The sequence below is a fragment of the Pseudomonas sp. M2(2023) genome, from assembly GCF_030263955.1.
Lineage (GTDB): Bacteria > Pseudomonadota > Gammaproteobacteria > Pseudomonadales > Pseudomonadaceae > Aquipseudomonas > Aquipseudomonas asiatica.
In genome coordinates this window covers 1949543-1974223 of the sequence record NZ_CP127114.1, presented here as the reverse complement: position 1 = coordinate 1974223, position 24681 = coordinate 1949543, and the positions used below count along the sequence as shown (strand labels likewise).

The following is a 24681-nucleotide window of genomic DNA, read 5'->3' as shown; positions in this document are numbered from 1 at the left end:
AGAGGCCGGCACAGACAACAGAAACGAAACAGGCCGCACTGGGCGGCCTGTTCGTTCATGCATCCATCACCTTAGTAACGGGTGATATCCGCCTTGGCTTCCAGCTGCTTGCGGTATGCCGCGAAGTCCTGCTGGCCAGCACGCGACGCGAGGTAGCGGCGGATCTGCTGCTTCTCTTCATCGGTGGCAGCAGCGCCTTCGTTGACACCCTTGAGCTGCAGTACCACCAGGCTACCGTCACGCAGCACGACGCTGCCATAAACCGGCTTGTCCTTGGCCTGTGGCTTGCCCAGGCGGAACAGCGCCTGCAGCTCGGCCGGGTCGATACCGTCCTCGCCGCGGGTAACTGCTTCATAGGCCTTCCAGCCCTGCCCTTCGTGCACACTGCCCGCTGCGATGGAACCGTCACGCAGGCCGGCAATCAGCTTGTCCGCCTTGGCCTTGAGCTCGGCAGTTGCCTTCTCCTTGGCCAGGTGCTCGCTGATGTTCTTGGCCACGGCTTCCAGCGGCAGCTGCTCAGGCTTGCGGTGCTCCTTGACGCGCAGCACCACGGTGGTTTCCGGGTCGAGCTCGATGGCGGTGCTGTTGGCACCCTCCTCCAGCACTTCTTCGGAGAATGCGGCCTGCACTACCGAACGGTTGGCAGTGATGCCTTCGCCACCCTCGCGGCCGAAGGCTGCGGAGGTTTGCACCTTCAGGTTCAGGTCCTGGGCCGGCTGGGCCAGGTCCGAAGCTTCGTAGGCAGCATCCTGCAGCTGCTTGCTGGCATCTACGTAACGCTGCTCGACCAGAGGGATCTTCAGGTCACGGGTCAGCTTGTCCTTCAGGCTGGCGAAGCTCGGCACTTCCGGCGCCTGCACGCCCAGCAGCTTGATCAGGTGGTAGCCGAACTCGGTGCGAACCGGCGCCGAGACCTGGCCGTCCTGCAGCTTGTACAGCGCATCCTCGAACGCCGGGTCGTAAACACCCGGGCCGGCGAAGCCAAGGTCACCGCCGCTATTGGCCGAACCCGGGTCCTGGGAGAACTCCTTGGCCAGCGCGGCAAAGTCTTCGCCCTTGGCCAGGCGTTGCTCGATCTCTTCGGCGCGGGCCTTGGCCTGGGCGTCGGTGACCTTGTCGTTGACCTCGATGAGGATGTGCGCGGCATGACGCTGCTCGGCGAGGTTGGCGATTTCCTTCTCGTACTGGGCCTTGAGCTCTTCGTCGGTCACCTTGACCTGATCGAAGAACGCCGACTTCTTCAGCTCGATGTAGTCGATCACCACCTGGTCTGGCGACATGAACTCCTTGGCGTGCTGGTCGTAGTGCGCCTTGACCTCTTCATCGCTGACCTTGACCGCGGCCGGGTCGGCCTTGAAGGTCAGGGAAGCGAAGTCACGGGTCTGCTTCTCGAGGCGGGCAAAGGCATCGACCTGCTGGTCGGTCACGAAGCTGCTGCCGGCCAAGCCGGTGCGCAGTTGGCCGATGAGCATTTCCTCGGCGAGCATGTCGCGGAACTGCATGCGGCCATAGCCCATCTGGCGAATGACCTGGTCGAAACGGTCGGCACTGAATTTGCCGTCCACCTGAAACTCCGGCGTCTGCAGGATCACCTGATCCAGTGCGGCCTCGGAGAAGGCGAATTTGGCATCTTCGGCGCCTTGCAGCAGCAGCTTGCGGCTGATCAGCCCCTTCAGTGCCTCTTCGCGCAGCAATTTGTCATCCAGCAGCGCCGGGTCGAAATCCTTGCCCAACTGTTGCATCAGCTGACGGCGCTGCATGTCGGCCGCCTGGCTCAGCTCGTTCTGGCTGATGGTCTGGCCGTTCACCTTGGCGGCGTCCTGGCTATGGGTGGCGGCCTGGAAAATGGCTTCGAAACCGGTCAACGCCATCAACACGACGATAAGGCCGATGATGGTCTTGGCAATCCAACCTTGTGAATTGTCCCTGATATTTTGCAGCATGCGTCCCCCAGAAACGGTTGTACCACTGCGTCGACAACCGCGGAGCGTGGGTAGAAACCTGATAAAAGAAAGGCGCATCCGAGGATGCGCCTTTTCTTAGCAAACGTGTCAGGCGGGAACGTTTGCGCCCCGCCATCACCGTGCTCGGACCTGGCCAAGCCGGGTCCGGCTGAAAGAGACGACTTAGTTGACGGCGTCTTTCAGGCCTTTGCCAGCCTTGAAGCCTGGAACCTTGGCGGCAGCGATCTTGATCGCGTTACCGGTTTGCGGGTTGCGGCCGGTGCGCTCTGCACGCTCCTTGACCGAGAAGGTACCGAAGCCAACCAGTACCACATCGTCACCTTGCTTCAGGGCGCCGGTGACGGATTCGATGACTGCGTCCAGCGCACGGCCGGCTACAGCTTTCGGGATGTCAGCAGATGCGGCGATAGCGTCAATCAGTTCCGACTTGTTCACTCTAAGTCCCCTTATTTCTCTATTGAGTTTGTTTCTAAGTATGTAATGAAAAGCTTATGAAACCTGCGCTGGGTGGCCTGATGACAATAGCGTGCCGCTTTATAGCAAGGCCCCGAAAAAACTGTCAAGGAAAGCCCCCCAGCCAAAAACTACTAGTGCGTGCTAATTCTTTCCTTGGCATCGCCGTCGCGCTTTTCATCTTTCGCGACAATCTCCGGAGCCACATCTGGCAAGGGCTCCGGGGCGTATTGCAGCGCAATTTGCAGGACTTCGTCAATCCATTTGACTGGTTTGATCTGCAGATCCTGTTTGATATTTTCCGGAATCTCCTTCAGATCGCGAACATTCTCCTCGGGAATGATCACCGTCTTGATCCCGCCACGGTGTGCCGCCAGCAATTTTTCCTTCAACCCGCCAATGGCCAGCACCTGGCCACGCAGGGTGATTTCACCGGTCATGGCCACATCGGCACGTACCGGAATCTGCGTCAGCGCCGACACCAGCGCGGTGCACATGCCGATACCAGCACTTGGGCCATCCTTCGGCGTGGCGCCTTCAGGCATGTGGATATGCACGTCGTGCTTCTCGTGGAAGTCGGCGGCGATACCCAGGCTGCGGGCACGGCTGCGCACCACGGTCTGCGCGGCGGTGATCGACTCGACCATGACGTCGCCCAGCGAGCCGGTCTTGATCAGCTGGCCCTTGCCGGGAATGACCACGGCTTCGATGGTCAGCAGTTCGCCGCCCACCTGGGTCCAGGCCAGGCCGGTAACCTGGCCGATCTGGTCCTGCTGCTCGGCCAGGCCGTAGCGGAACTTGCGCACGCCCAGCAGGTGCTCCAGCTGCTCGCTGGCTACCTTGACCTTGACCTGCTTCTGCCCGGTATGTTCCTTGACCACCTTGCGGCAGACTTTGGCGATTTGCCGTTCCAGGCCGCGCACACCGGCTTCGCGGGTATAGAAGCGGATGATGTCGCGGATCGCCGAGACATCGACTTCCAGCTCGTCCTTCTTCAAGCCGTTGGCCTTGACCTGCTTGGGCACCAGGTACTTGACCGCGATGTTGATCTTCTCGTCCTCGGTGTAGCCCGGCAGGCGGATGACTTCCATCCGGTCGAGCAGCGCCGGCGGGATGTTCATCGAGTTCGAGGTGCACAGGAACATCACGTCCGAGAGGTCGTAATCGACCTCCAGGTAGTGGTCGTTGAAGTTGTGGTTCTGCTCCGGATCGAGCACTTCGAGCAGTGCCGAGGCCGGGTCGCCACGCATGTCGCTGCCCATCTTGTCGATTTCGTCCAGCAGGAACAGCGGGTTGCGCACCCCCACCTTGGTCATCTTCTGGATCAGGCGGCCAGGCATGGAACCGATGTAGGTACGGCGGTGACCACGGATTTCGGCCTCGTCACGCACACCACCCAGGGCCATGCGCACGAACTTGCGGTTGGTGGCAGCGGCGATCGACTCGGCCAGCGAGGTCTTGCCGACGCCGGGTGGGCCGACCAGGCACAGTACCGGCCCGCGGATCTTCTTGACGCGCTTTTGCACGGCAAGGTACTCGAGGATGCGTTCCTTGACCTCTTCCAGGCCGTAGTGGTCGGCATCGAGGATTTCCTCGGCCTTGGCCAGGTCCAGACGCACCTTGCTCTGGGCCTTCCACGGCACCTGCACCAGCCAGTCGAGATAGGAACGGACCACAGTGGCCTCGGCCGACATCGGCGACATCTGCTTGAGCTTGTTCAGCTCGGCCTGGGCCTTGGCCAGTGCATCCTTGGGCAGGCCAGCGGCTTCGATGCGCTTTTTCAGCTCTTCGACTTCGTTGTGGCCTTCGTCGCCATCACCGAGTTCCTTCTGAATGGCCTTCATCTGCTCATTCAGGTAGTACTCGCGCTGGCTGCGCTCCATCTGCTTCTTGACCCGACCGCGAATGCGCTTTTCGACCTGCAGCAGGTCGATTTCGGCATCCAGCAGCGCCAGTACGTGCTCGACACGGGTCGGCAGGTCGACGATTTCGAGAATTTCCTGTTTCTGCTCGATCTTCAGGGCCATGTGTGCGGCCATGGTGTCGACCAGGCGCCCTGGCTCTTCGATGCTGTTCAGCGACGACAGCACTTCGGCTGGGACTTTCTTGCCCAGTTGCACGTATTGCTCGAACTGCGACAGCAGCGTGCGCACGAACACTTCCGACTCGCGCTCGGCGGCGTCGGCTTCGTCGATCAGGGAAACTTCGGCACGGATGTGCCCTTCCACTTCACTGAAACGCTCCACAGCACCGCGCTGCTCGCCCTCGACCAGCACCTTGACGGTGCCATCGGGCAGTTTCAGCAATTGCAGCACGGTGGCAACGGTACCTACGCGGTACAGTGCATCCTCGCCCGGGTCATCGTCGGCCGGGTTTTTCTGGGCCAGCAGAAGAATCTGCTTTTCGCCCGTCATCGCCGCCTCAAGGGCTTCAATGGATTTTTCGCGCCCCACGAACAGCGGGATGACCATGTGCGGGTAAACAACGACATCGCGCAATGGCAAAAGAGGCAAGTCGAGGGTGGTCTTCATGATTTCGCCTCTACAGCGGCCTTATGGCCGGAAACCGGTGGAAATGATGCTTGGACCTAATGTGGGGGCAGGCTTGGGAAATTACAAGCGCTAGCGCAGGAAAAGCAGAAAGGGGCCCGTAGGCCCCTTCTTGCTTGCAACCATCAACCGGCCATTACCTGGATCAGGCGTCCGGCGCGGCCTTGGCTTGCGGCTCGCTGTTTTCGTAGATCATCAGCGGCTGCGAAGTGCCATCGATGACGCTCTCGTCGATCACCACCTTGCTGACATCCTTCTTCGAAGGAATCTCGTACATGGTGTCGAGCAAAACGCCTTCGAGGATCGAACGCAGGCCACGGGCGCCGGTCTTGCGCTCCAGCGCCTTGCGCGCCACGGCCTTGAGCGCATCGCTTCGGAACTCGAGGTCGACGTTTTCCATCTCGAACAGCTTGGCATACTGCTTGGTCAGGGCGTTCTTCGGCTCGGTGAGGATCTGCATCAGCGCGGCCTCGTCCAGCTCGTCGAGGGTTGCCAGCACCGGCAGGCGGCCGACGAATTCCGGGATCAGGCCAAACTTGACCAGATCGTCCGGCTCGACCTCACGCAGGGACTCGCCAACCTTCTTGCCCTCTTCCTTGCTGCGTACTTCGGCGCCAAAACCGATGCCACCCTTGGTGGAGCGGTTCTGGATGACCTTTTCCAAGCCCGAGAAGGCACCACCGCAGATGAACAGGATGTTGCGGGTATCGACCTGCAGGAATTCCTGTTGCGGGTGCTTGCGGCCGCCTTGCGGCGGAACCGAGGCCACGGTGCCTTCGATCAGCTTCAGCAGTGCCTGCTGCACGCCCTCGCCCGATACGTCACGGGTGATGGACGGGTTGTCCGACTTGCGCGAAATCTTGTCGATCTCGTCGATGTAGACGATGCCCATCTGGGCCTTTTCCACGTCGTAGTCGCACTTCTGCAACAGCTTCTGGATGATGTTCTCGACGTCCTCACCCACGTAACCTGCTTCGGTCAGGGTGGTGGCGTCAGCAATGGTGAACGGTACGTTCAACAGGCGTGCAAGGGTTTCGGCGAGCAGGGTCTTGCCCGAGCCGGTTGGCCCGATGAGCAGGATGTTGCTCTTGCCGAGTTCGACTTCGTCACCCTTCTTGTCACGCTGGTTCAGGCGCTTGTAGTGGTTGTACACCGCTACGGCAAGCACCTTCTTCGCGCGTTCCTGACCAATGACGTACTGGTCCAGGATACCGCTGATTTCTTTCGGCGAAGGCAATTTGTGCGCGCTGCTCTCGGCCTGGGCTTCCTGCACCTCCTCACGGATGATGTCGTTGCACAGGTCGACGCACTCGTCGCAGATAAATACCGAGGGCCCGGCAATCAGTTTGCGCACTTCGTGCTGGCTTTTGCCGCAGAAGGAGCAATAAAGCAATTTGCCGCTGTCCTCGCCGTTACGGGTGTCAGTCATTCGATCGATCCAATCCGGTAGGCTTGCAACACAAGATGAAGGCAATTGCGGGCTTTTTCAAGTCCGCAGGTAGGCGCTTTCCGCGCCTACCTGCTCTGGCACCCCGGTTCAGGAGGCCAGTTGCCGCTTGTCGTAGACCGAGTCGATCAGGCCGTACTCGGCCGCGCGCGAGGCGCTCATGAAGTTGTCACGTTCAGTGTCGCGCTTGATGGTCTCGAGATCCTGGCCGGTGTGGTAGGCCAGCAGCTCGTTCAGGCGGGCCTTGATATTGAGGATTTCCTGGGCGTGGATCTCGATATCGGTGGCCTGACCCTGGAAGCCGCCCAGCGGCTGGTGGATCATCACGCGCGAGTTAGGCAGGCAGTGACGCTTGCCCTTGGCACCAGCAGCCAGCAGGAAGGCGCCCATGCTGCAGGCCTGGCCGATGCAGATGGTCGAGACGTCCGGCTTGATGAACTGCATGGTGTCGTAGATCGACATGCCGGCGGTGACGGAACCGCCCGGCGAGTTGATGTACAGATGGATATCCTTGTCCGGGTTTTCCGCTTCAAGGAACAGCAGTTGCGCAACGACGAGGTTGGCCATGTAGTCCTCTACCGGGCCAACCAGGAAGATCACACGCTCCTTCAACAGGCGCGAGTAGATGTCGTAAGCGCGTTCGCCACGGGCGGACTGCTCGATAACCATCGGGACCAGACCGCCTGCGGCCTGGATGTCAGAGCTCTGCTGAATATAAGAATTGCGGGACATGTCCTGCGCTCACTCCCAAATAGTCATGGCTTGAATACGCACAAGCCAGCTCGAAGGCTGGCTTGTGGGGGTTTCCTACGAGAGAAGCCTGTTACTCAGCGGCGGCTGGAGCCTGTGCTGGTTTAACGGCATCTTCGTACGAGACCGACTTGTCGGTCACAGTCGCTTTCTGCAGAACAGTATCTACAACTTGTTCTTCCAGCACAACCGAACGGACTTCGTTCAGTTGCTGGTCGTTCTTGTAGTACCAGGCGATGACCTGCTCAGGCTCTTGGTAAGCCGAAGCCATTTCTTCGATCATTTCGCGAACCTTGCCTTCGTCCGGCTTCAGCTCGAACTGCTTGACCACTTCGGCCACGATCAGGCCCAGGACCACACGGCGCTTGGCTTGTTCTTCGAACAGCTCGGCCGGCAGTTGCTCAGGCTTGATGTTGCCACCGAACTGCTGAACAGCCTGCACGCGCAGACGGTTGACTTCGTTTTCCAGCAGGGCTTTCGGCACTTCGATCGGGTTGGCAGCCAGCAGACCGTCCATGACCTGGTTCTTCACCTTGGCCTTGATGGCCTGGCGCAGTTCACGCTCCATGTTCTTGCGAACTTCGGTGCGGAAGCCTTCCAGGGTCGATTCCTTGATGCCGAACTGGGCGAAGAACTCTTCGTTCAGCTCTGGCAGCACAGGAGCGGCAACGCTGTTGACGGTGATGGTGAACTCGGCGGCTTTGCCAGCCAGGTCCAGGTTCTGGTAGTCCTCTGGGAAGGTCACGTTCACAACGCGCTCTTCGCCAGCCTTGGCGCCAACCAGGCCGTCTTCGAAGCCTGGGATCATGCGGCCGGAGCCCAGTACCAGCTGGGTGCCCTTGGCCGAACCACCGGCGAACACTTCACCGTCGACCTTGCCGACGAAGTCGATGTTGACCTGGTCGTCGTTCTGCGCGGCGCGCTCGACGGCCTCGAAGCGGGTGTTCTGCTTGCGCAGCACTTCCAGCATGTTGTCCAGGTCGGCATCAGCCACTTCGGCGCTCAGGCGCTCGACGTTGATCGACTCGAGGCCGCCAACGGTGAACTCCGGGAACACTTCGAAGATGGCGACGAACTCCAGGTCCTTGCCCTTTTCGAAGGACTTCGGCTCTACCGCAGGGGCGCCAGCCGGGTTCAGCTTCTGCTCGACGATGGCTTCGTAGAAGGAAGCCTGGACGAGGTCACCGAACGCCTCTTGACGGGCATCGGCTTCGAAACGCTGACGAATCACGCTCATCGGCACTTTGCCTGGGCGGAAGCCGGCAACCTTGGCGCGCTTGGCAGTCTGTTGCAGACGCTTGTTGACTTCGTTCTCGACGCGCTCGGCCGGAACGGCGATGGTCATGCGACGCTCGAGAGCGGAAGTGTTTTCAACAGAAACTTGCATGGATATTCCTCGTTGCACAGACGTTAGCCGGCGTTAGCCCGACTCCAGAATCAAGGGCAAGCATTCTAGTGAGTCGCGCAGCAGAAGTCACCCCACTCGGGACGACGGGAAACCACGCCGGTCGATTAACTTTCACGGCCCGCACGACATAGCGCCGGGCCTGCTTCAATGGGGCCGCACGACGCCACCAGGCGACCTGCAGCCGAAATACCTTGTCAAACAACTGCCACCAACGAATTCGCTTCCTTTATTCAGGTTCGATTTCGTTGAACTTGCAGTACTCCTCCCACTCCATCCCCAGCGCCTCGGCCACCTCACGGTGCGTCTCCAGGCGCATGGCCTGCAGTTGCTCGGGGGTTTCGGCGATCAGTTGCAGGGCCAACTCCCAAGGCTGGATACCCTGCTCCTCGGCCGCATCCTCGAACGCCCACTCGATCTGCTGGGCCTGCTCGCGCGCATCCAGCTCACGGATCTCTTCTAGCAGCTGCGGGTTGGCCTCGGCAAAGCGCTGTAGCGCCAGTGCCTGACGGGCTTCTTTTGCGATCATCGGGCTGTTCCTCTGCCGGCCAAATGGGCCGGCGTTTCAACCGGCTGAAATCTAACAGCTTTTATTGGGGTGTCACCAGAGGATTGCAAGGGCCGGGATGCGATTTGACCGAGAGGTGATTCGCCATGAAATTGTCAGCGCCGCTCGATCTCACAGGCGCTAGAACCTTCAAACCATACACACAGAGCAAAAACAAAAAGGCGCCCGATCTCACGATCAAGGCGCCTTCGAAGAAATATGGGGTGGACGATGGGAATCGAACCCACGACAACTGGAATCACAATCCAGCGCTCTACCAACTGAGCTACGCCCACCATATTGCGGTCTTGCGATGTTGCGGTACAACCTTACAGATGCATGGTGCGGACGAAGAGACTCGAACTCTTACAGCTTGCGCCGCTGGAACCTAAATCCAGTGTGTCTACCAATTTCACCACGTCCGCGTAACGCTTAAAACAAAGGCGCCAGATGCTATCGAGGCGCCTTTGAAGAATATGGGGTGGACGATGGGAATCGAACCCACGACAACTGGAATCACAATCCAGCGCTCTACCAACTGAGCTACGCCCACCATATTGCATTACAGCCTACTTGCTTGCCAAAGCTGCCTAAATGGCGCACCCGGCAGGACTCGAACCTGCGACCATCCGCTTAGAAGGCGGATGCTCTATCCAGCTGAGCTACGGGCGCTTAAGCTTGAAGCCTAACCGAACGAGACCTTTAACAGCTAACTGCTAAACCACTCATTCTGCCCGACTTCGCCAACCAGTGCTAGGCTGTGCCCGACAAGTGCGGCGAATCTTATAGGCGAGCCTGAAAGTCGTCAACACCTTTCTCAAAAAAATTTAAATTATTTAAGGGCTTAGGGGATTTGCCCGACCACCCGCCTTTGCCCTTGGCCCATGTCGTGCGAGAATGCGCCCTCTTTAATTGTTTCCTTCTCGATGGTTAATCACGCGTCTATGACTGCACACCTAATCGATGGCAAGGCGATCGCCGCCAGCCTGCGCCAGCAGATCGCTCAACGTGTCGTGGAGCGTCGCCAGCAAGGCCTGCGTACGCCGGGCCTGGCGGTGATCCTGGTCGGCACCGACCCCGCCTCCCAAGTCTATGTCTCGCACAAGCGCAAGGACTGCGAAGAGGTCGGCTTCATTTCGCAGGCGTTCGACCTGCCCAGCGAAACCACGCAGCAGGCCCTGACCGAGCTGATCGACCGCCTCAATGACGATCCGGCCGTCGACGGTATCCTGCTGCAGTTGCCGCTGCCGGCGCACCTGGACGCCTCGCTGCTGCTCGAGCGCATCCGCCCGGACAAGGACGTGGATGGCTTCCACCCGTACAACATCGGTCGTCTGGCCCAGCGCATCCCGCTGCTGCGCCCGTGCACACCGAAGGGCATCATGACCCTGCTGGAAAGCACCGGCCAGGACCTGTACGGCATGAACGCGGTCATCGTCGGCGCGTCCAACATCGTTGGTCGCCCGATGGCCATGGAGCTGCTGCTGGCCGGCTGCACCGTGACCGTCTGCCACCGCTTCACCAAGGACCTCGCCGGCCATGTCGGCCGCGCCGACCTGGTGGTAGTGGCCGCCGGCAAGCCTGGCCTGGTCAAGGGTGAATGGATCAAGGAAGGTGCCATCGTTATCGACGTGGGCATCAACCGCCAGGAAGACGGCAAGCTGGTCGGCGACGTGGTCTACGAGACCGCCCTGCCGCGCGCCGGCTGGATCACGCCGGTGCCGGGCGGCGTCGGGCCGATGACCCGCGCATGCCTGCTGGAGAACACGCTGTATGCGGCGGAAGAGCTGCACAAGTAATACCGCGTGATATGAAAACGGCACCTCTGGCAGGTGCCGTTTTTTTTGCCCGTGATCAATGCATTGGCTTCACCGGCCTCTTCGCGGGTGAACCCGCTCCCACAGGTTGCGCGCCGTCCCAGAAGATGGCGATATCTCTGTGGGAGCGGGTTTACCCGCGAAGAAGCCGGCGCGTTACTCAGCCGATCACTTCCTGGCCGCCTCCCACGACTTCAGCAGTTCGTTGTAGCTGACTGTCTCGCCCTTGGGCTTTTCGTTGGCCAGTTTCGGTTTCGGCGCCCCAGGCTGGTCGAACCAGTATTGGGCATCCTTCTCCGGGTTCAGCTTCGGTGCACAGGTGGCCTGGGCGTTGGACCGCTGCAAGCGCTCCATCATCCGGTCCTGATCGCGGGCCAGGCCGTCCAGCGCTTCCTGCGGGGTCTTCTCGCCACTGGCCACTTCGGCGATGTGGCTCCACCACAGCTGCGCCAACCGCGGGTAGTCCGGCACGTTGGTGCCGGTCGGTGTCCACTGTACCCGTGCCGGGCTGCGGTAGAACTCCACCAGCCCGCCCAGCTTGGGCGCCAGCTCGGTCATGGCCTGGGAGTTGATGTCCGATTCGCGAATCGGCGTGAGGCCGACGATGGTCTTTTTCAGCGACACGGTCTTGGAGGTGACGAACTGGGCATACAGCCACGCAGCCAGGCGTTGCTTCTCGGGGGTGGACTTGAAGAAGGTCCACGAACCGGTGTCCTGGTAGCCCAGCTTCATCCCCTCCTCCCAGTACGGCCCCTTCGGTGAAGGCGCCATGCGCCACTTCGGCGTGCCGTCGGCATTCACCACCGGCAGACCGGGCTTGGTCATGTCGGCGGTAAACGCGGTGTACCAGAAGATCTGCTGGGCGATGTTGCCCTGGGCCGGCACCGGGCCGGCTTCGGAGAAGGTCATGCCCTGGGCTTCCTTGGGCGCATAGGCACGCATCCAGTCCACGTATTTCTGCGTGGCATACACGGCAGCCGGGCCGTTGGTGTCGCCGCCACGGGTCACGCTGGACCCCACCGGGTGGCAGTCCTCCACGCGAATGCCCCATTCGTCCACCGGCAGACCATTAGGCAAACCTTTGTCGCCGCCACCCGCCATGGAGAACCAGGCATCGGTGAAGCGCCAGCCCAGTGACGGGTCTTTCTTGCCGTAGTCCATGTGGCCATAGACGCGTTTACCGTCGATTTCCTTGACGTCTTCGGTAAAGAACCTGGCAATGTCCTCGTAGGCTGACCAGTTCACCGGCACACCAAGTTCGTAGCCGTATTTTTCCTTGAACCTGGCCTTCAGTTCGGGCCGCTCGAACCAGTCGGCACGGAACCAGTAGAGGTTGGCGAACTGCTGGTCCGGCAGTTGGTAGACCTTGCCATCCGGCGCGGTGGTGAAGGAAATGCCGATGAAGTCCTTCAGGTCCAGGGTCGGCGAGGTGTAGTCCTTGCCTTCGTTGGCCATCAGGTCGGTGATCGATTCCACCTTGCCGTAGCGAAAGTGCGTACCGATCAGGTCGGAGTCGTTGACCCAGCCGTCATAGATGTTCTTGTCCGACTGCATCTGTGTCTGCAGCTTTTCCACCACGTCGCCTTCCTGCAGCAGGTCGTGGGTCAGCTGTATACCGGTGATCTCGCTGAAGGCCTTGGCCAGCACCTTGGACTCGTATTCATGGGTGGTGATGGTTTCCGACACCACGTTGATCTTCATGCCACGGAACGGTTCGGCAGCCTTGATGAACCACTTCAACTCGGCCAACTGCTGTTCAGGGGTAAGGGTCGAAGGCTTGAACTCACTGCCGAGCCACTTCCTTGCCGCATCCTCGTACTGGTCGGCCCAGGCTGTGCCCTGCACGCTGGCCAGTACCAGCAACGCGGCCAGGGTCAAATGTCGCCTGTTGTACTTGTTGTCGAACATTGTGATCTCCCGTTTCAGTTATCCCACAGGGCCGCTCGCTCAGCCCCAGCGCAGCACCACCACCAGCCACGCCAGCGAAAGCAGCGAGGCCACCCACAATGGCCACTCGCTGACGCCAACCACCAGCAAATGCAGGTAGGCGCTGGCCAGCAGGCCGATGAATAAACGGTCGCCACGGCTGGTGACCAGCGGCAGGAAGCCGCGTCGCTCCACGCAGGGGCGGCGCAGTTCGAGCAGGGTCATGCCCAGCAGCAGCACGCCGACGGCGGCGAAGAACAGCGCCGTCGGCAAGGTCCAGGCCATCCACTCCATGCCTTGCCCTCCTCACACCCGGCCCAGGGCGAAGCCCTTGGCCACATGGTTGCGCACGAACCAGATCACCAGCATGCCCGGCAAGATGGTCAGTACCCCCGCCGCCGCCAGTACCCCCCAATCTATGCCCGAGGCAGACACGGTACGGGTCATCACCGCGGCGATCGGCTTGGCATTCACCGAGGTGAGGGTGCGCGCCAGCAGCAGCTCCACCCAGGAGAACATGAAACAGAAAAACGCCGTCACGCCGATGCCGGAGCCAATCAGCGGAATGAAGATCTTCACGAAGAAGCGTGGGAAGCTGTAGCCGTCGATATAGGCCGTTTCGTCGATCTCCTTCGGCACACCAGACATGAACCCCTCGAGGATCCACACTGCCAGCGGCACGTTGAACAGGCAGTGGGCCAGGGCCACGGCGATATGGGTATCGAACAGGCCGATCGACGAATACAGCTGGAAGAACGGCAGCAGGAACACCGCCGGTGGCGCCATGCGGTTGGTCAGCAGCCAAAAGAACAGGTGCCGGTCACCGAGGAAGCGGTAACGCGAGAAGGCATATGCCGCTGGCAGCGCCACCAGCAGCGAAATCAGCGTGTTCAGGCACACGTAGTACAGCGAATTGATGTAGCCGCTGTACCAGCTGGCATCGGTGAAGATCACCCGGTAGTTGTCGAGGGTGAACGCCTGTGGCCACAGGGTCAGGCCGCCGAGTATCTCGGTGTTGCTCTTGAACGACATGTTCAGCAGCCAGTAGATCGGCACCAGCAGGAAGAAGAAGTACAGCAGCAGGGCCAGCGATTTGCGCGTGCTCATGGCCTAGTCCTTGTCGGCATGGGTCATGGCTGTGTAGAACAGCCAGGAAACCAGCAGGATGATCAGGAAGTACACCAGCGAGAACGCCGCCGCCGGGCCCAGGTCGAACTGCCCCACGGCCATGCGCGTGAGGGTCTGGCTGAGGAAGGTGGTGGCATTGCCGGGCCCGCCACCGGTCAGCACGAAGGGCTCGGTGTAGATCATGAAGCTGTCCATGAAGCGCAGCATCACCGCGATCAGCAGCACGTTCTTCAGCTTGGGCAACTGGATATGGCGAAACACCGCCCAGCCCGAGGCACGGTCGATGCGAGCGGCCTGGTAGTACACGTCGGGGATGGCGCGCAGCCCCGAGTAACAGAGCAACGCCACCAGCGATGTCCAGTGCCACACGTCCATCACCAGCACGGTCAGCCAAGCGTCGAACGGGTCGCCAGCGTAGTTGTAGCTGACCCCGAGCTTGGCCAGGGTGGCGCCGAGCAGGCCGATGTCGGCCCGGCCGAAAATCTGCCAGATGGTGCCGACCACGTTCCAAGGGATCAGCAACGGGATGGCCATGACGATCAGGCACACCGAGGCCATGCGCCCCTTGGTCGGCATGGTCAGGGCAATGGCGATGCCCAGCGGGATCTCGATCAGTAGCACGCAGGCGGAATAGATGAACTGACGCAGCAGCGCATCGTGCAGCGCCGGGTCGCGCAGCACCTGACGGTACCAGTCGGCGCCGACGAAGTAGCGGTTGGACTGGTCGAAGATGTCCTGCACCGAGTAGTTGACCACCGTCATCATCGGCACCACCGCACTGAATGCCACCAGCAGGAACACCGGCAGCACCAGCCACCAGGCCTTGTTGTTCGGCACCTTGTTCATGGCCCGGCCTCCAGCAGCACATCGTCGAGGTACAGCATCAGCCACTGCGCCGGCAGGCTGACCCAGGCCTGGGCCACCGGCAGCGGACGGTCCTCGCCCAGGCGCGCCTTGAGCGCGACACCTCCCAGCTCGAGGGTGACGATGCGGTAGGTGCCCAGGTCCTCGACGTCCAGCACCCGTGCCGGGTAGGCATCATCGAACGGGCTCTCCCACAGCTGCACGAATTCCGGGCGGATGCCCAGCTGCAGGCGACCACCGCCTGTGACCGCCAGGCGCTCTCGCAGGTGCTCTCGCATTTGCCCGGGCAGCACCAGGTGAATATCGCCGAACGCCACCCCGTCCGCTTCGGCGCGCACCTCGATCAGGTTCATCCCCGGGCTGCCGATGAAGTAACCGACGAAGGTATGCCGCGGCCGCTCGAACAGTTCGCGCGGGGTGCCGAACTGGACGATGCGCCCGCCGTGCATCACCGCGATCTTGTCGGCGAACGTCGAGGCCTCCAACTGGTCGTGGGTGACGTAGATCATGGTGATGTTGAACTGCTCGTGGATCTGCTTGAGCTTGCGCCGCAGCTTCCACTTCAGGTGCGGGTCGATCACCGTCAGCGGCTCGTCGAACAGGATCGCCGACACGTCATCGCGCACCAGGCCACGGCCCATGGAGACCTTCTGCTTTTCGTCGGCACTGAGGTTGCGCGCCTTCTTGCGCAGCACGGCCGACAGGTCGAGCACCTCGGCAATCTCTTCCACCCGGGCCTGCACCCGGGCTTCGTCCAACCCTTGGTTGCGCAAGGGAAACGCCAGGTTGTCGAACACCGTCATGGTGTCGTAAACCACCGGGAACTGGAACACCTGGGCAATGTTGCGCGCCTGCGGTGACAGCTGGTTGACCGGCTTGCCGTCGAACAGCACCTCGCCGTGGGAAGGAGTCAGCAGCCCGGAGATGATGTTGAGCAAGGTCGACTTGCCGCAGCCCGACGGCCCGAGCAAGGCGTAGGCACCGCCCTGCTCCCACACATGCTCCAGCGCGTGCAGGGCATAGTCCGCCTCGCTGGCGGGCTGGCGGCTGTAGCTGTGCGCCAGTTGGCGCAGGCGGATCTCGGCCATCAACCTCTCCTTGCCTGGCGCAGCCCCGGGGCCTGCACTAGCGCCCCGGTACTGTCGAACACGAACAGCTTGTGGGTGGGGATGAACACGCGGATCGGCGTGTCCACCTGGTATTCGTGTACCCCTGGCAGGTGCAGGATCATGCGCCAGTGTTCGTTGCGTACATGCAGGAAGGTCTCTGAACCACTGATCTCGGCCAGTTCCACCAGCACCGACAATTCCAGGTCGTCGTCGTGCGCCGGCACCAGGCTGATGTGGCTGGGCCGCACGCCAAAGCGGTAGTCACCCTCGGCAAGCGGCTGCAAGTCGGCGTTGCGGGCGAAGTGCACGGCCTGGGCCAGGCACACGTCGTTGCCGCTGATACGGCCAGGCACCAGGTTGATCGGCGGCTCGGAAAACAGCTCGGCAGCCAGCACGCTGCCCGGGCGCTGGTAGACCTCGGCGGTAGGCCCGCTCTGGACGATACGGCCCTCATGCACCAGGGTGGTGGTGCCGCCCAGAGCCAGCGCCTCGTTGGGCTCGGTGGTGGCATACACGGCAATGCAGTGGCGCGCCGCGAACAGCTCGCGCAGCTCCTGACGCAGGCCCTCGCGCAGCTTGTAGTCGAGGTTGACCAGCGGCTCGTCGAACAGGATCAGCGAGGCATCCTTGACCAGCGCCCGGGCCATTGCCGTGCGTTGCTGCTGGCCACCGGACAGCTCCAGCGGCAGGCGCTGCAGGTAGGCTTCGATGCGCAGCATCTCGGCGGTTTCCTGCACCCGTCGGCGAATCTGGGGCTCGTCCATGCGTGCCTGGCGCAGCGGTGACGCAATGTTCTCGTACACGCTGAGGGTCGGGTAATTGATGAACTGCTGATACACCATCGACACATTGCGTTGGCGCACCGGCACGCCAGTCACGTCCTGGCCATCCATCAGCACCCGCCCCCGGTCCGGGCGATCGAGCCCGGCCATCAGCCGCATCAGGCTGGTCTTGCCGGCCAGGGTGCGGCCCAGCAGCACGTTGAACGAGCCGGGTTCGAAACGCAGTGAGGCATCGACGATCCAGGCCTGGTTGTCGACGCTGCGACTGACCTGTTCCAGCACCAGGGACATGGCGTGGCCTTCTTGTGGTTTTTGTCTGCCGGGCACAGCCAGTTTCGTGCCAGATGCGCCGCAACCGTCTGGCCCGGGGCCTGGCCGGCAACACCGGTCAATCGCAGGTTCACAACTGAACACAAGCACTGAACAACTGAACACTTGCCGGTTTGACATTGAACAACCGTGCACGACACTGAACAGCGGTCGGCCCCATGACAACAATCACACAGGACAGGCCCATGGCCGCATCCGCTTCGCCCCATGCCCAACTGATCCAGGCCTCCTGGGCCCGCTGCCGCGACCACGGCCTGCAACCCCAACACGCCCCGGACTTCGACTGCCTGACCCGCGCCGAGCTGAGCGCCCTGCTGGAGCGGCGCCAGGCCCTGCTGCGCCTGACCCGCGAAGCGGTGCTGCCGCAATATGCCCACCTGCTGGGCAATGCCAGCTACCTGGTGATGCTGGCCGATGCCAGCGGTTGCCTGCTCGACAGCTGGGGCTCGCGGCGGTTCATCGAGCCGCGCCAGCAGCATGGTTTCAGCGCCGGGGCCCACTGGCACGAGCGCGGTGTCGGCACCAATGCGCTGGGCACCGCACTGGTCTGCGCCGAGGCGATTCATGTTGGCCAGGACGAGCACTTCCTGCGCCAGAACCGCTATATGTCCAGCGCCGCCGCGCCGCTGTTCGACGCCGAACGGCAGCTGGTCGGGGTGCTCGATGTGGCCAGCGACGGCTACCTGCCCGCCAGCCAGACCTTGGGCCTGGTACGCATGATGGGCCAGAGCCTGGAGAACCGCCTGATCCTCGCCAAGCATGCCGACCAGCACGCGCAACTGATCTTCAACAGCGCCTCCGACAACCTCGACAGCCCCTGGGCCGGCCTGCTGGTGTTCGATGAGCAGGGGCAGGTGCTGGCCGCCAATCACCGGGCCGACACCTTGCTCGGGGGCAACCCGCTGCAGCAGAACATCGAGCAACTGTTCCAGTTGCCCCTGCAACAACTGCTCAGCCATCCCCGGCAACAGCCCTTCGCCCTGCAAGCCACCGGGCGCAACCGCTTTCATTGCCAGTGGCAGCCGCCGCGCGGGGCCCCCGCCCGCCCTGCCGCCATCAGCGCCGAGCCACGCCTGGAGAAGGCCCTGGCGCAGGCCGGCCTGCTGCTGGAAAAGGACATCCCCGTGCTGGTGCAGGGCGAAACCGGCGTAGGCAAGGAGGTATTCGTCGATACCCTGCACCGGGCCAGCAGCCGCGCCAGCCAGCCGCTCATAGCCGTCAACTGCGCGGCGATCCCCGCAGAGCTGGTTGAGTCGGAGCTGTTCGGCTACGACAAGGGCGCGTTCACCGGCGCCCATCAGAAGGGCAACCCGGGGCTAATTCGCAAGGCCCACCACGGCATCCTGTTCCTCGACGAAATTGGCGACATGCCGTTGCCCACCCAGGCCCGCCTGCTGCGCGTGCTGCAGACGCGCAGTATCCAGCCATTGGGCAGCGGCAAACCGGTGGCGGTGGATATTCGCGTGGTGTCGGCGAGCAACCGCGACCTGGCCGAAGAAGTGCGCGCCGGGCGCTTTCGCCAGGACCTGTATTACCGCATCGCCGGGCTGGCAGTGGTTTTGCCGCCGCTGCGCGAGCGCAATGACCGCCGGCAGCTGATCGAGCAGGTGCATGCGCGCTACCGTGACCCCGGGCAGCCTGCGCGGCTGCCTGCGGCCATTATCGAGCTGCTAGACCGGCACCCCTGGCCGGGGAATATGCGTGAACTGGTGAGTGTGCTGCAGGTGGCGCTGGCCTTGGCGGGTAATGAGCCGGTTGGCCTGGAACACCTGCCTGCGGGTTTTCTCGCCGAGGCGCAGGTACCTGTGCCTGAGCCTGTGCCGATTGCGACCGAAGAGGCGGACCTGCGCGAGCTGGTGGAACAAGCCAATGGCAACCTCTCGGCGGTGGCGCGCGGGCTCGGGATCAGCCGCACCACGCTGTACAAGCGGCTGCGTGAGCGATGATTGCCCTGGCCTGTACTGGCCCCATCGCCGGCAAGCCAGCTCTCATAGAACTGCACATAACTCATTGAATTAGCAGGGACCCTGTGGGAGCGGCTTTAGCCGCGAACACCGGCGCAGCCGGTGCCATGCACCGCGTTGGATGCTTCGCGGCTAAAGCCGCTCCCACAGGGTACGAGGATCGCTTGCGAATTCAGTTATCTGTGCGACAGTGCGGCCCAAAGGGCTGGGCTATCTCCTGCAGCGCCGCTCTCAAGGCCTGTGATATCCCTGTGGGAGCCGGCTTGCCGGCGATAGGGCCGGCCCAGCCACAGCCGATTCGGCTGCCAGCGCAGCGAAATCAGCCAAAGCCGCTGCCGCCACAGCCCATTACAGCCAGCTTTGCCTCCCCACCCGCCGCACAATGAAACCAGAGCCCACTCTGGAAGCGTCGACCGCAGGGAGACCCCTCATGACCCGTTATATCGATGTGCAAGACCTGGCCCGCCTGGTCAACCGCAAAGGCCTGCCCACGTGCCTGCTGGAAATGGCCGAGTACATCCGCCAGGACTACCTGCGCTGGCCCGCCTTCGAAAAATGCGCCCGGGTGGCAACCATTCAGCGGACGGCGTGATCGAGCTGATGCCAATCTCGGACGCCTGCCGCTACGCCTTCAAGTACGTCAACGGCCATCCGAAGAATACTCGCCATGGCCTGCTCACGGTGATGGCCTTTGGCGCCCTGGCCAGCGTCGATACCGGTGCACCGTTGCTGCTCAGCGAAATGACCCTGACCACCGCCATTCGCACCGCCGCCACCTCGGCCCTGGCCGCCCGCTACCTGGCGCGCGAAGACAGCCGCAGCATGGCATTGATCGGCAATGGCTCGCAGAGCGAGTTCCAGGCCATCGCCTTCAATGCCCTGCTGGGCATCGATGAAATCCGCCTGTATGACATCGACCCGGCTGCCTCGGCCAAGCTGGTCGCCAACCTGGCCAACCGCCCCGGCCTCAAGCTGAGCATCGCCAGCTCCGTGGCCGAAGCGGTGCGCGGGGCCGATATCGTCACCACGGTAACCGCCGACAAGGCCTGCGCCACCATCCTCACCCCGGAGATGATCGAGCCGGGCATGCACCTGAATGCCGTGGGGGGGGACTGCCCGGGCAAGACCGAGCTGCATCGGGCGATTGTGGAGCGGGCCCGGGTGATCGTCGAGTACGAACCGCAAAGCCGGGTGGAAGGCGAGATCCAGCAGATGCCTGCAGACTCGCCAGTGACCGAGTTCTGGCGTGTGGTCGCCGGGGAAGCCAAGGGGCGTGAGCGCACCGAACAGGTGACGCTGTTCGACTCGGTAGGGTTTGCCCTGGAGGATTACTCGGCATTGCGCTATGTGCTGGATACAGCGCAGGCACTGGGTATCGGCACGGACATCGGGCTGGTGCCGGTGTTGGAAAATCCGAAGGATTTGTATGGGCTGTTGCAGCCGCAGGTGGTGGAGTTGCGGGCGGTGCCCAAGGCTGGTTCTGTCTGCGCCTGATAGATGCTGGGGCCGCGCAGCGTCCCCCTTTACCGCCTAACCTGTCCCATGCCCTCTTCTGAAAGAAGCCCAAGCGCATGGACACCAAGGACGCCAACGCCCCCCCCCTCGACCGCATCGACGAAGCGATCATCGACATCCTGCGCCATGACGGCCGCATCACTTTCGAAAAACTCTCCAGCCTCGTCCACCTCACCCCGCGCCCCTGCCTGGAGCGTGTACGCAAGCTGGAGCGCCGTGGCGTGATCCGCGGCTACGGGGCGATCATCGACCTGCAGAAGGTCGCGCCCGGGGTGTCGCTGCTGGTGCTGGTCGCCCTGTCCAACCAAAGCGGGCGGGCCGCGCAGAAGGCCTTCGAAGCCACCCTGCGCAACTGCCCGGAAGTGCACGAGTGCCAGCTGATCAGCGGCCACTTCGACTACAGCCTGCGCCTGCGTTGCCACGACATGGAACACTACCGGCTGCTCAGCGAAAGCTGGATGAACGACGACGCCCTGCACATCGACAAGCTGGTGGCGCACCCGGTGCTGGCCGAGGTCAAGCCAATGGCCCGCTGACGCGGCATCAAGGGTCACGCCATTGTTCCGGCTGCCGGTAGGCCTGCGCCCAGGCTTGCACCGCACTGGCCGGCATCGGCCGGGCGATGCAGTAACCCTGTGCCAGTTCGCAGCCCAGGCCCATCAGCACGCGGCCGTGCTCGACGCTCTCCAGCCCTTCGGCAATCACCTCGCGGCCAAACGCCCGGGCCAGGCCGATCACCGCTTCGGTCAGCGCCAGGTCGTCCTGGTCATGCAGGATGTCGCGCACAAATGACTGATCGATCTTGATCGTCTGTGTCGGCAAGCGCTTCAGGTAGCTCAGCGACGAATAGCCAGTGCCAAAGTCGTCCAGGGAGAAGCGCACACCCAGTGCGCGGCAGGCATCGAGACAGCAGCTGACATGCTGCAGGTTATCGATGGCCACCGACTCGACGATTTCCAGGTCCAGCCGCGCCGGGTCCACCTCCGGGTGCGCCGCCAGCAACTGCTGCAGGCGCTCGACAAAGTCACCACGCTGCAAATGCCGCGCGGCGATGTTCACGCTCAGTGACCAGGGCTGCCCCTGACGTTGCCATGCCTGCAACTGGTTCAGCGCCTGGTCGAGCACCCATTCGCCGATTTCCACGATCAGGTCGGTCTGCTCCACCGCCGGCAGGAAATCACCAGGCGGCACCAGCCCGCGGCCTGGCCGCTGCCAGCGCAGCAAGCCCTCGAAGCCCAGCACCTGGCCGCTGCGCAGGTTGACCTTGGGCTGGTAATACAGGCACAGCTCGCCGTTGTGCAGGGCCCGGCGCACCCGCGCCACGGTCTGGTGGGTAGCCTTGAGTTCCTGTTCCTGTGTCACGTCGAACAGGTGATAGCGGTTGCGCCCACGCTGCTTGGCCACATACATGGCCTGGTCGGCATGGCGCACCAAGGTGTCGGCGTCTTCGTCGTCCTGCGGGTACAGGGTCACGCCGATACTGGCGCTGAGCGACAGGCGCTGCTCGCGTACCACATAAGGCGCCGCCAGTGCCCGCAGCACCCGGCGCAGCGCAGCATGCAACTGGCGGTCTTCGACGTTGCGCAGGATCAGCACGAATTCGTCCCCCGACAACCGGGCCACTGCGTCGCCATCGCGCAGGATGTGCTTCAGGCGCCGCGCCACCTCGACCAACAGCAGGTCGCCCATGGCATGCCCGTAGCCGTCGTTGACTGCCTTGAAGCCATCCAGGTCGAGCATGCACACAGCCAGCGGAATGTCTTCACGGCGCGAGTAGGCCAGGGCCTGGTTCAGCAGGTCGGACAGGTAAGCGCGGTTGGGCAGGCCGGTTAGCACGTCATGGCCCACACGCCATTGCAAGGTATGCAGCAGCTGGCGCTTCTCGGTGACGTCGAAACGGATCGACACGTACTTGCGCACCTCTCCGGTGAGCGGGTCGACCAGTGGCACCATGGTGCTGTCGACCCAGTACAGCGAGCCGTCCCTGGCGCGGTTGCAGATCTCGCCCTTCCACACCCGGCCGGCGGCCAGCGCCCGCCACATGCCGACGAAGAACTCCGGCTCGTGCAGGCCGGAGTTGAGGATGCGGTGGTTGGCGCCCAGCAGCTCCTCGCGGCTGTAGCCCGAGATGCTGCAGAACTGCTGGTTGACGTAAGTGATGGTTCCACGCAGGTCGGTTTCGGAAAAGATCGCAGCCGCGTCAACGGCTGCACGATAGTTGTCATCCATAAAGCATCCTGCCTTAACGGTTGAAGCGCTCCACAAGAGCACGCAATCCGGCGCACACCTCTTCCAGTTCGGCGCCGCGAGAGGCTGCGGCGTTGGCGCTGTGTGCGCTGTGCTGGGCTATGCCGGCCACACCATTGATCTGCCTCGAGACGTCTTCGGCGACGGCCGCCTGCTGCTGCGAAGCCGTAGCCATCTGCTGGCTCATGTCACTGATGCGCTGCACCGCATCACGAATGCCACGCAACGCCTGCCGCGCTTCCTGCACCTGGGCAACGCCCTGCTCGGCACCGTCGATGCCCTGGCTGGCAATCGCCACGGCCTCCTCTGCGCCACTGCGCAGAGCATCGATGATAGCCTGGATGTGCAGTGTCGACTGCCGGGTCTTGTCGGCCAGTGCCCGCACTTCATCGGCGACCACGGCGAAGCCACGGCCTTGCTCGCCGGCACGGGCCGCCTCGATGGCGGCATTTAGCGCCAGCAGGTTGGTCTGCTCGGCGATGCCGCGGATCATCCCGGTGGCTTCGGCGATTGCACCGGTCTGACCAGCCAGGTGGCTGACCGCCTGGTTGATCTGGGCCACGGTACCGGCCAAGGTGCGGATTGCAGCTCCGCTGGCGTCGGCCACCAGGCTGCCCTGCTCGGCCAGCAGGTGCGCAGTGTGGGCTTCGGCAGCAGTCAGTTGCACATGGTTGGCAACCTCACCGATGGAAGCGGCCATCTGGTTCATGGCAGTGGCGCTCAGGTCGGTTTCCGCACGCTGCTCCAGCAATGCCGCCTCGGTGCTGCGCGACAACGCCCCGGCATCATGTGCAGCCACGGCCATCTGGGCCGCCAAGTCACTTAACCGGGTCAGCGCGGTTTTCAGCCGCGCCTCCTCGCTGATCAGCATCAATTGCATTTGTCCGCCAGCACCGGGCAGGTCGCTGTAGGTCAAGGCGGCGATCGGGTCGGCGAAGGTGCCGTCTGCGCCTTGCACTATGCGCTCCATCTGCCGCCCAACGGCATTGCGTGCCAACAGGCCATAGGCCAGGAACAGCCCCAGGGTCAGCCCCTGCGCGACCAGGCCGGGCCACAGATTGTTGGCCCCCAAAGCCAGCCCCCCGCCCACGAGCGGTACGGCCAGGTCACGCGCCAGCATGGTCGCGCGCCGTGACCAGGGCAACACAGCCTGACCGTTGCGCATGCGCGCATACAGGGCCTCGGCACGGGCCACCTGCTCACGCGTCGGGCACACCCGTACCGATTCATAGCCCACCACCCGCCCGGCTTCGAGAATAGGCGTGACGTAGGCGTTGACCCAATAGTAATCGCCGTTGCGGCAGCGGTTCTTGACGATGCCCATCCAGCTCTTGCCGGCCTTCAGGTAATTCCACATCAACTGGTACACCGCCGGCGGCATGTCCGGGTGGCGTACCAGGTTGTGTGGGCTGCCGATCAGCTCTGCCTCGCTGTAACCGCTGATGGCGGCGAATTCGGGGTTGCAGTAGGTGATCAGGCTGCTGGTGTCGGTAGCAGAAATCAATCGCTGATCGGGGGGAAAACGTTGCTCTACCGGGGTGACCGGAAGGTTGAGACGCACTATGAGACTCCATTCATTCAAACGCCGGGAGCCTGCTTGCGAGGCGATTATCAGGATGAACCCCTGCAATCGACCCTTTGGTGACTTCCCGGTCGGGCGCGGATTCTACGAGGTCAGCCAAGGAATGCAAATAAACCCTACGAATCATAGCGTTATCGAAAATATCGAGGTCGGCATGGCGCTTGGCAAGCTGATTGCAATGTTGCACGAGGCACTGGCCAAAGCCTGATCTGATTCATGTGCGCACGCGGTTCCCCGCTGCGATTCACCTGTGAACGGCCGCACTGCGGCTCGACCCAACCAGATGCACCGAATTAGAGCCA

The 24681-nt window shown here is 62.6% G+C and carries 19 protein-coding genes, 4 tRNA genes and 2 pseudogenes; 5 read left to right on the top strand and 20 right to left on the bottom strand.

What is annotated here, in order from left to right; translation table 11 throughout:
* Nucleotides 1–71: 71 nt before the first annotated feature.
* The 11 genes from QN085_RS09115 to QN085_RS09065 form a co-directional block, all read right to left on the bottom strand.
* Entirely contained in the window at nucleotides 72–1943 is a 1872-nt protein-coding gene (locus QN085_RS09115) for a SurA N-terminal domain-containing protein (RefSeq protein WP_013971884.1), read from the bottom strand.
* A 183-nt stretch (nucleotides 1944–2126) separates the two neighbouring features.
* Nucleotides 2127–2399, bottom strand: coding sequence for an HU family DNA-binding protein (locus QN085_RS09110; protein WP_003259401.1), 273 nt, complete (start codon nucleotides 2397–2399; stop codon nucleotides 2127–2129).
* 152 nt (nucleotides 2400–2551) lie between these two features.
* Nucleotides 2552–4948, bottom strand: a complete 2397-nt coding sequence (lon, locus tag QN085_RS09105; RefSeq protein ID WP_013971883.1) for an endopeptidase La — start codon at nucleotides 4946–4948, stop codon at nucleotides 2552–2554.
* A 163-nt stretch (nucleotides 4949–5111) separates the two neighbouring features.
* Complete coding sequence (gene clpX / locus QN085_RS09100; RefSeq protein WP_013971882.1) at nucleotides 5112–6395, bottom strand: ATP-dependent Clp protease ATP-binding subunit ClpX; 1284 nt, start codon at nucleotides 6393–6395, stop codon at nucleotides 5112–5114.
* A 108-nt stretch (nucleotides 6396–6503) separates the two neighbouring features.
* Entirely contained in the window at nucleotides 6504–7145 is a 642-nt protein-coding gene (gene clpP / locus QN085_RS09095) for an ATP-dependent Clp endopeptidase proteolytic subunit ClpP (RefSeq protein ID WP_003259400.1), read from the bottom strand.
* 91 nt (nucleotides 7146–7236) lie between these two features.
* Entirely contained in the window at nucleotides 7237–8550 is a 1314-nt protein-coding gene (tig, locus tag QN085_RS09090; RefSeq protein WP_024086620.1) for a trigger factor, read from the bottom strand.
* A 247-nt stretch (nucleotides 8551–8797) separates the two neighbouring features.
* Entirely contained in the window at nucleotides 8798–9097 is a 300-nt protein-coding gene (locus tag QN085_RS09085; RefSeq protein ID WP_013971880.1) for a DUF6388 family protein, read from the bottom strand.
* Nucleotides 9098–9335: 238 nt separating this feature from the next.
* Nucleotides 9336–9411, bottom strand: a tRNA-His gene (locus tag QN085_RS09080).
* A 44-nt stretch (nucleotides 9412–9455) separates the two neighbouring features.
* Nucleotides 9456–9540: transfer RNA gene (locus tag QN085_RS09075), tRNA-Leu, on the bottom strand.
* 52 nt (nucleotides 9541–9592) lie between these two features.
* A tRNA-His gene (locus tag QN085_RS09070) sits at nucleotides 9593–9668 on the bottom strand.
* A gap of 42 nt (nucleotides 9669–9710) precedes the next feature.
* Nucleotides 9711–9787: transfer RNA gene (locus QN085_RS09065), tRNA-Arg, on the bottom strand.
* A gap of 272 nt (nucleotides 9788–10059) precedes the next feature.
* On the opposite strand from QN085_RS09065, the gene folD reads away from it, so the two are divergent.
* Complete coding sequence (gene folD, locus QN085_RS09060) at nucleotides 10060–10914, top strand: bifunctional methylenetetrahydrofolate dehydrogenase/methenyltetrahydrofolate cyclohydrolase FolD (protein ID WP_013971879.1); 855 nt, start codon at nucleotides 10060–10062, stop codon at nucleotides 10912–10914.
* Nucleotides 10915–11100: 186 nt separating this feature from the next.
* Here folD and QN085_RS09055 read toward each other — a convergent pair whose 3' ends face one another.
* From QN085_RS09055 to QN085_RS09030, 6 genes are read right to left on the bottom strand one after another with little or no spacing between them, the layout of a single operon-like run.
* A complete protein-coding gene (locus QN085_RS09055; protein WP_013971878.1) occupies nucleotides 11101–12840 on the bottom strand; it encodes an ABC transporter substrate-binding protein in 1740 nt (579 codons plus the stop codon).
* 39 nt (nucleotides 12841–12879) lie between these two features.
* Nucleotides 12880–13152: a DUF2160 domain-containing protein gene (locus QN085_RS09050; RefSeq protein ID WP_013971877.1), complete on the bottom strand. Its 273-nt coding sequence runs from the start codon at nucleotides 13150–13152 to the stop codon at nucleotides 12880–12882.
* 12 nt (nucleotides 13153–13164) lie between these two features.
* Nucleotides 13165–13965 (bottom strand): carbohydrate ABC transporter permease, encoded by an 801-nt coding sequence (locus QN085_RS09045; protein ID WP_013971876.1) that lies wholly within the window; start codon nucleotides 13963–13965, stop codon nucleotides 13165–13167.
* Between the two features lie 3 nt (nucleotides 13966–13968).
* Entirely contained in the window at nucleotides 13969–14832 is an 864-nt protein-coding gene (locus QN085_RS09040) for a carbohydrate ABC transporter permease (RefSeq protein ID WP_013971875.1), read from the bottom strand.
* Nucleotides 14829–15938 (bottom strand): ABC transporter ATP-binding protein, encoded by a 1110-nt coding sequence (locus QN085_RS09035; RefSeq protein ID WP_013971874.1) that lies wholly within the window; start codon nucleotides 15936–15938, stop codon nucleotides 14829–14831. The genes QN085_RS09040 and QN085_RS09035 overlap by 4 nt, the downstream gene beginning before the upstream one ends.
* The gene (locus tag QN085_RS09030; protein WP_024086619.1) at nucleotides 15938–17032 is read right to left on the bottom strand and encodes an ABC transporter ATP-binding protein; all 1095 of its coding nucleotides are present in this window, start codon (nucleotides 17030–17032) and stop codon (nucleotides 15938–15940) included. Before QN085_RS09030 ends, QN085_RS09035 begins: the two co-directional genes overlap by 1 nt.
* A 224-nt stretch (nucleotides 17033–17256) precedes the next feature.
* Here QN085_RS09030 and QN085_RS09025 point away from each other — a divergent pair, with 224 nt between their 5' ends.
* The 3 genes and pseudogenes from QN085_RS09025 (at nucleotide 17257) to QN085_RS09015 (ending at nucleotide 21086) form a co-directional block, all read left to right on the top strand.
* Nucleotides 17257–19017, top strand: a complete 1761-nt coding sequence (locus QN085_RS09025) for a sigma-54-dependent Fis family transcriptional regulator (protein ID WP_041506163.1) — start codon at nucleotides 17257–17259, stop codon at nucleotides 19015–19017.
* 448 nt (nucleotides 19018–19465) lie between these two features.
* Nucleotides 19466–20529 (top strand): annotated as a pseudogene (ocd, locus tag QN085_RS09020) (ornithine cyclodeaminase).
* Between the two features lie 77 nt (nucleotides 20530–20606).
* Nucleotides 20607–21086 carry an Lrp/AsnC family transcriptional regulator gene (locus tag QN085_RS09015; RefSeq protein ID WP_013971869.1) on the top strand — a complete coding sequence of 160 codons (480 nt, stop codon included), beginning with the start codon at nucleotides 20607–20609 and terminating at the stop codon, nucleotides 21084–21086.
* A gap of 7 nt (nucleotides 21087–21093) precedes the next feature.
* On the opposite strand, the gene QN085_RS09010 is transcribed toward QN085_RS09015, so the two are convergent.
* The 3 genes and pseudogenes from QN085_RS09010 to QN085_RS25970 form a co-directional block, all read right to left on the bottom strand.
* Nucleotides 21094–22779, bottom strand: coding sequence for a putative bifunctional diguanylate cyclase/phosphodiesterase (locus QN085_RS09010; protein WP_013971868.1), 1686 nt, complete (start codon nucleotides 22777–22779; stop codon nucleotides 21094–21096).
* Between the two features lie 13 nt (nucleotides 22780–22792).
* Nucleotides 22793–23917 (bottom strand): methyl-accepting chemotaxis protein, encoded by a 1125-nt coding sequence (locus QN085_RS09005; RefSeq protein ID WP_431194257.1) that lies wholly within the window; start codon nucleotides 23915–23917, stop codon nucleotides 22793–22795.
* A gap of 159 nt (nucleotides 23918–24076) precedes the next feature.
* A pseudogene (locus tag QN085_RS25970) lies at nucleotides 24077–24358 on the bottom strand (PAS domain-containing protein); the annotation flags it as partial.
* A gap of 55 nt (nucleotides 24359–24413) precedes the next feature.
* Between QN085_RS25970 and QN085_RS09000 the strand changes: the two are divergent.
* On the top strand, nucleotides 24414–24587 hold the full coding sequence (locus QN085_RS09000; RefSeq protein WP_156155248.1) for a hypothetical protein: 174 nt from the start codon (nucleotides 24414–24416) through the stop codon (nucleotides 24585–24587).
* The last annotated feature ends 94 nt before the right edge of the window (nucleotides 24588–24681 follow it).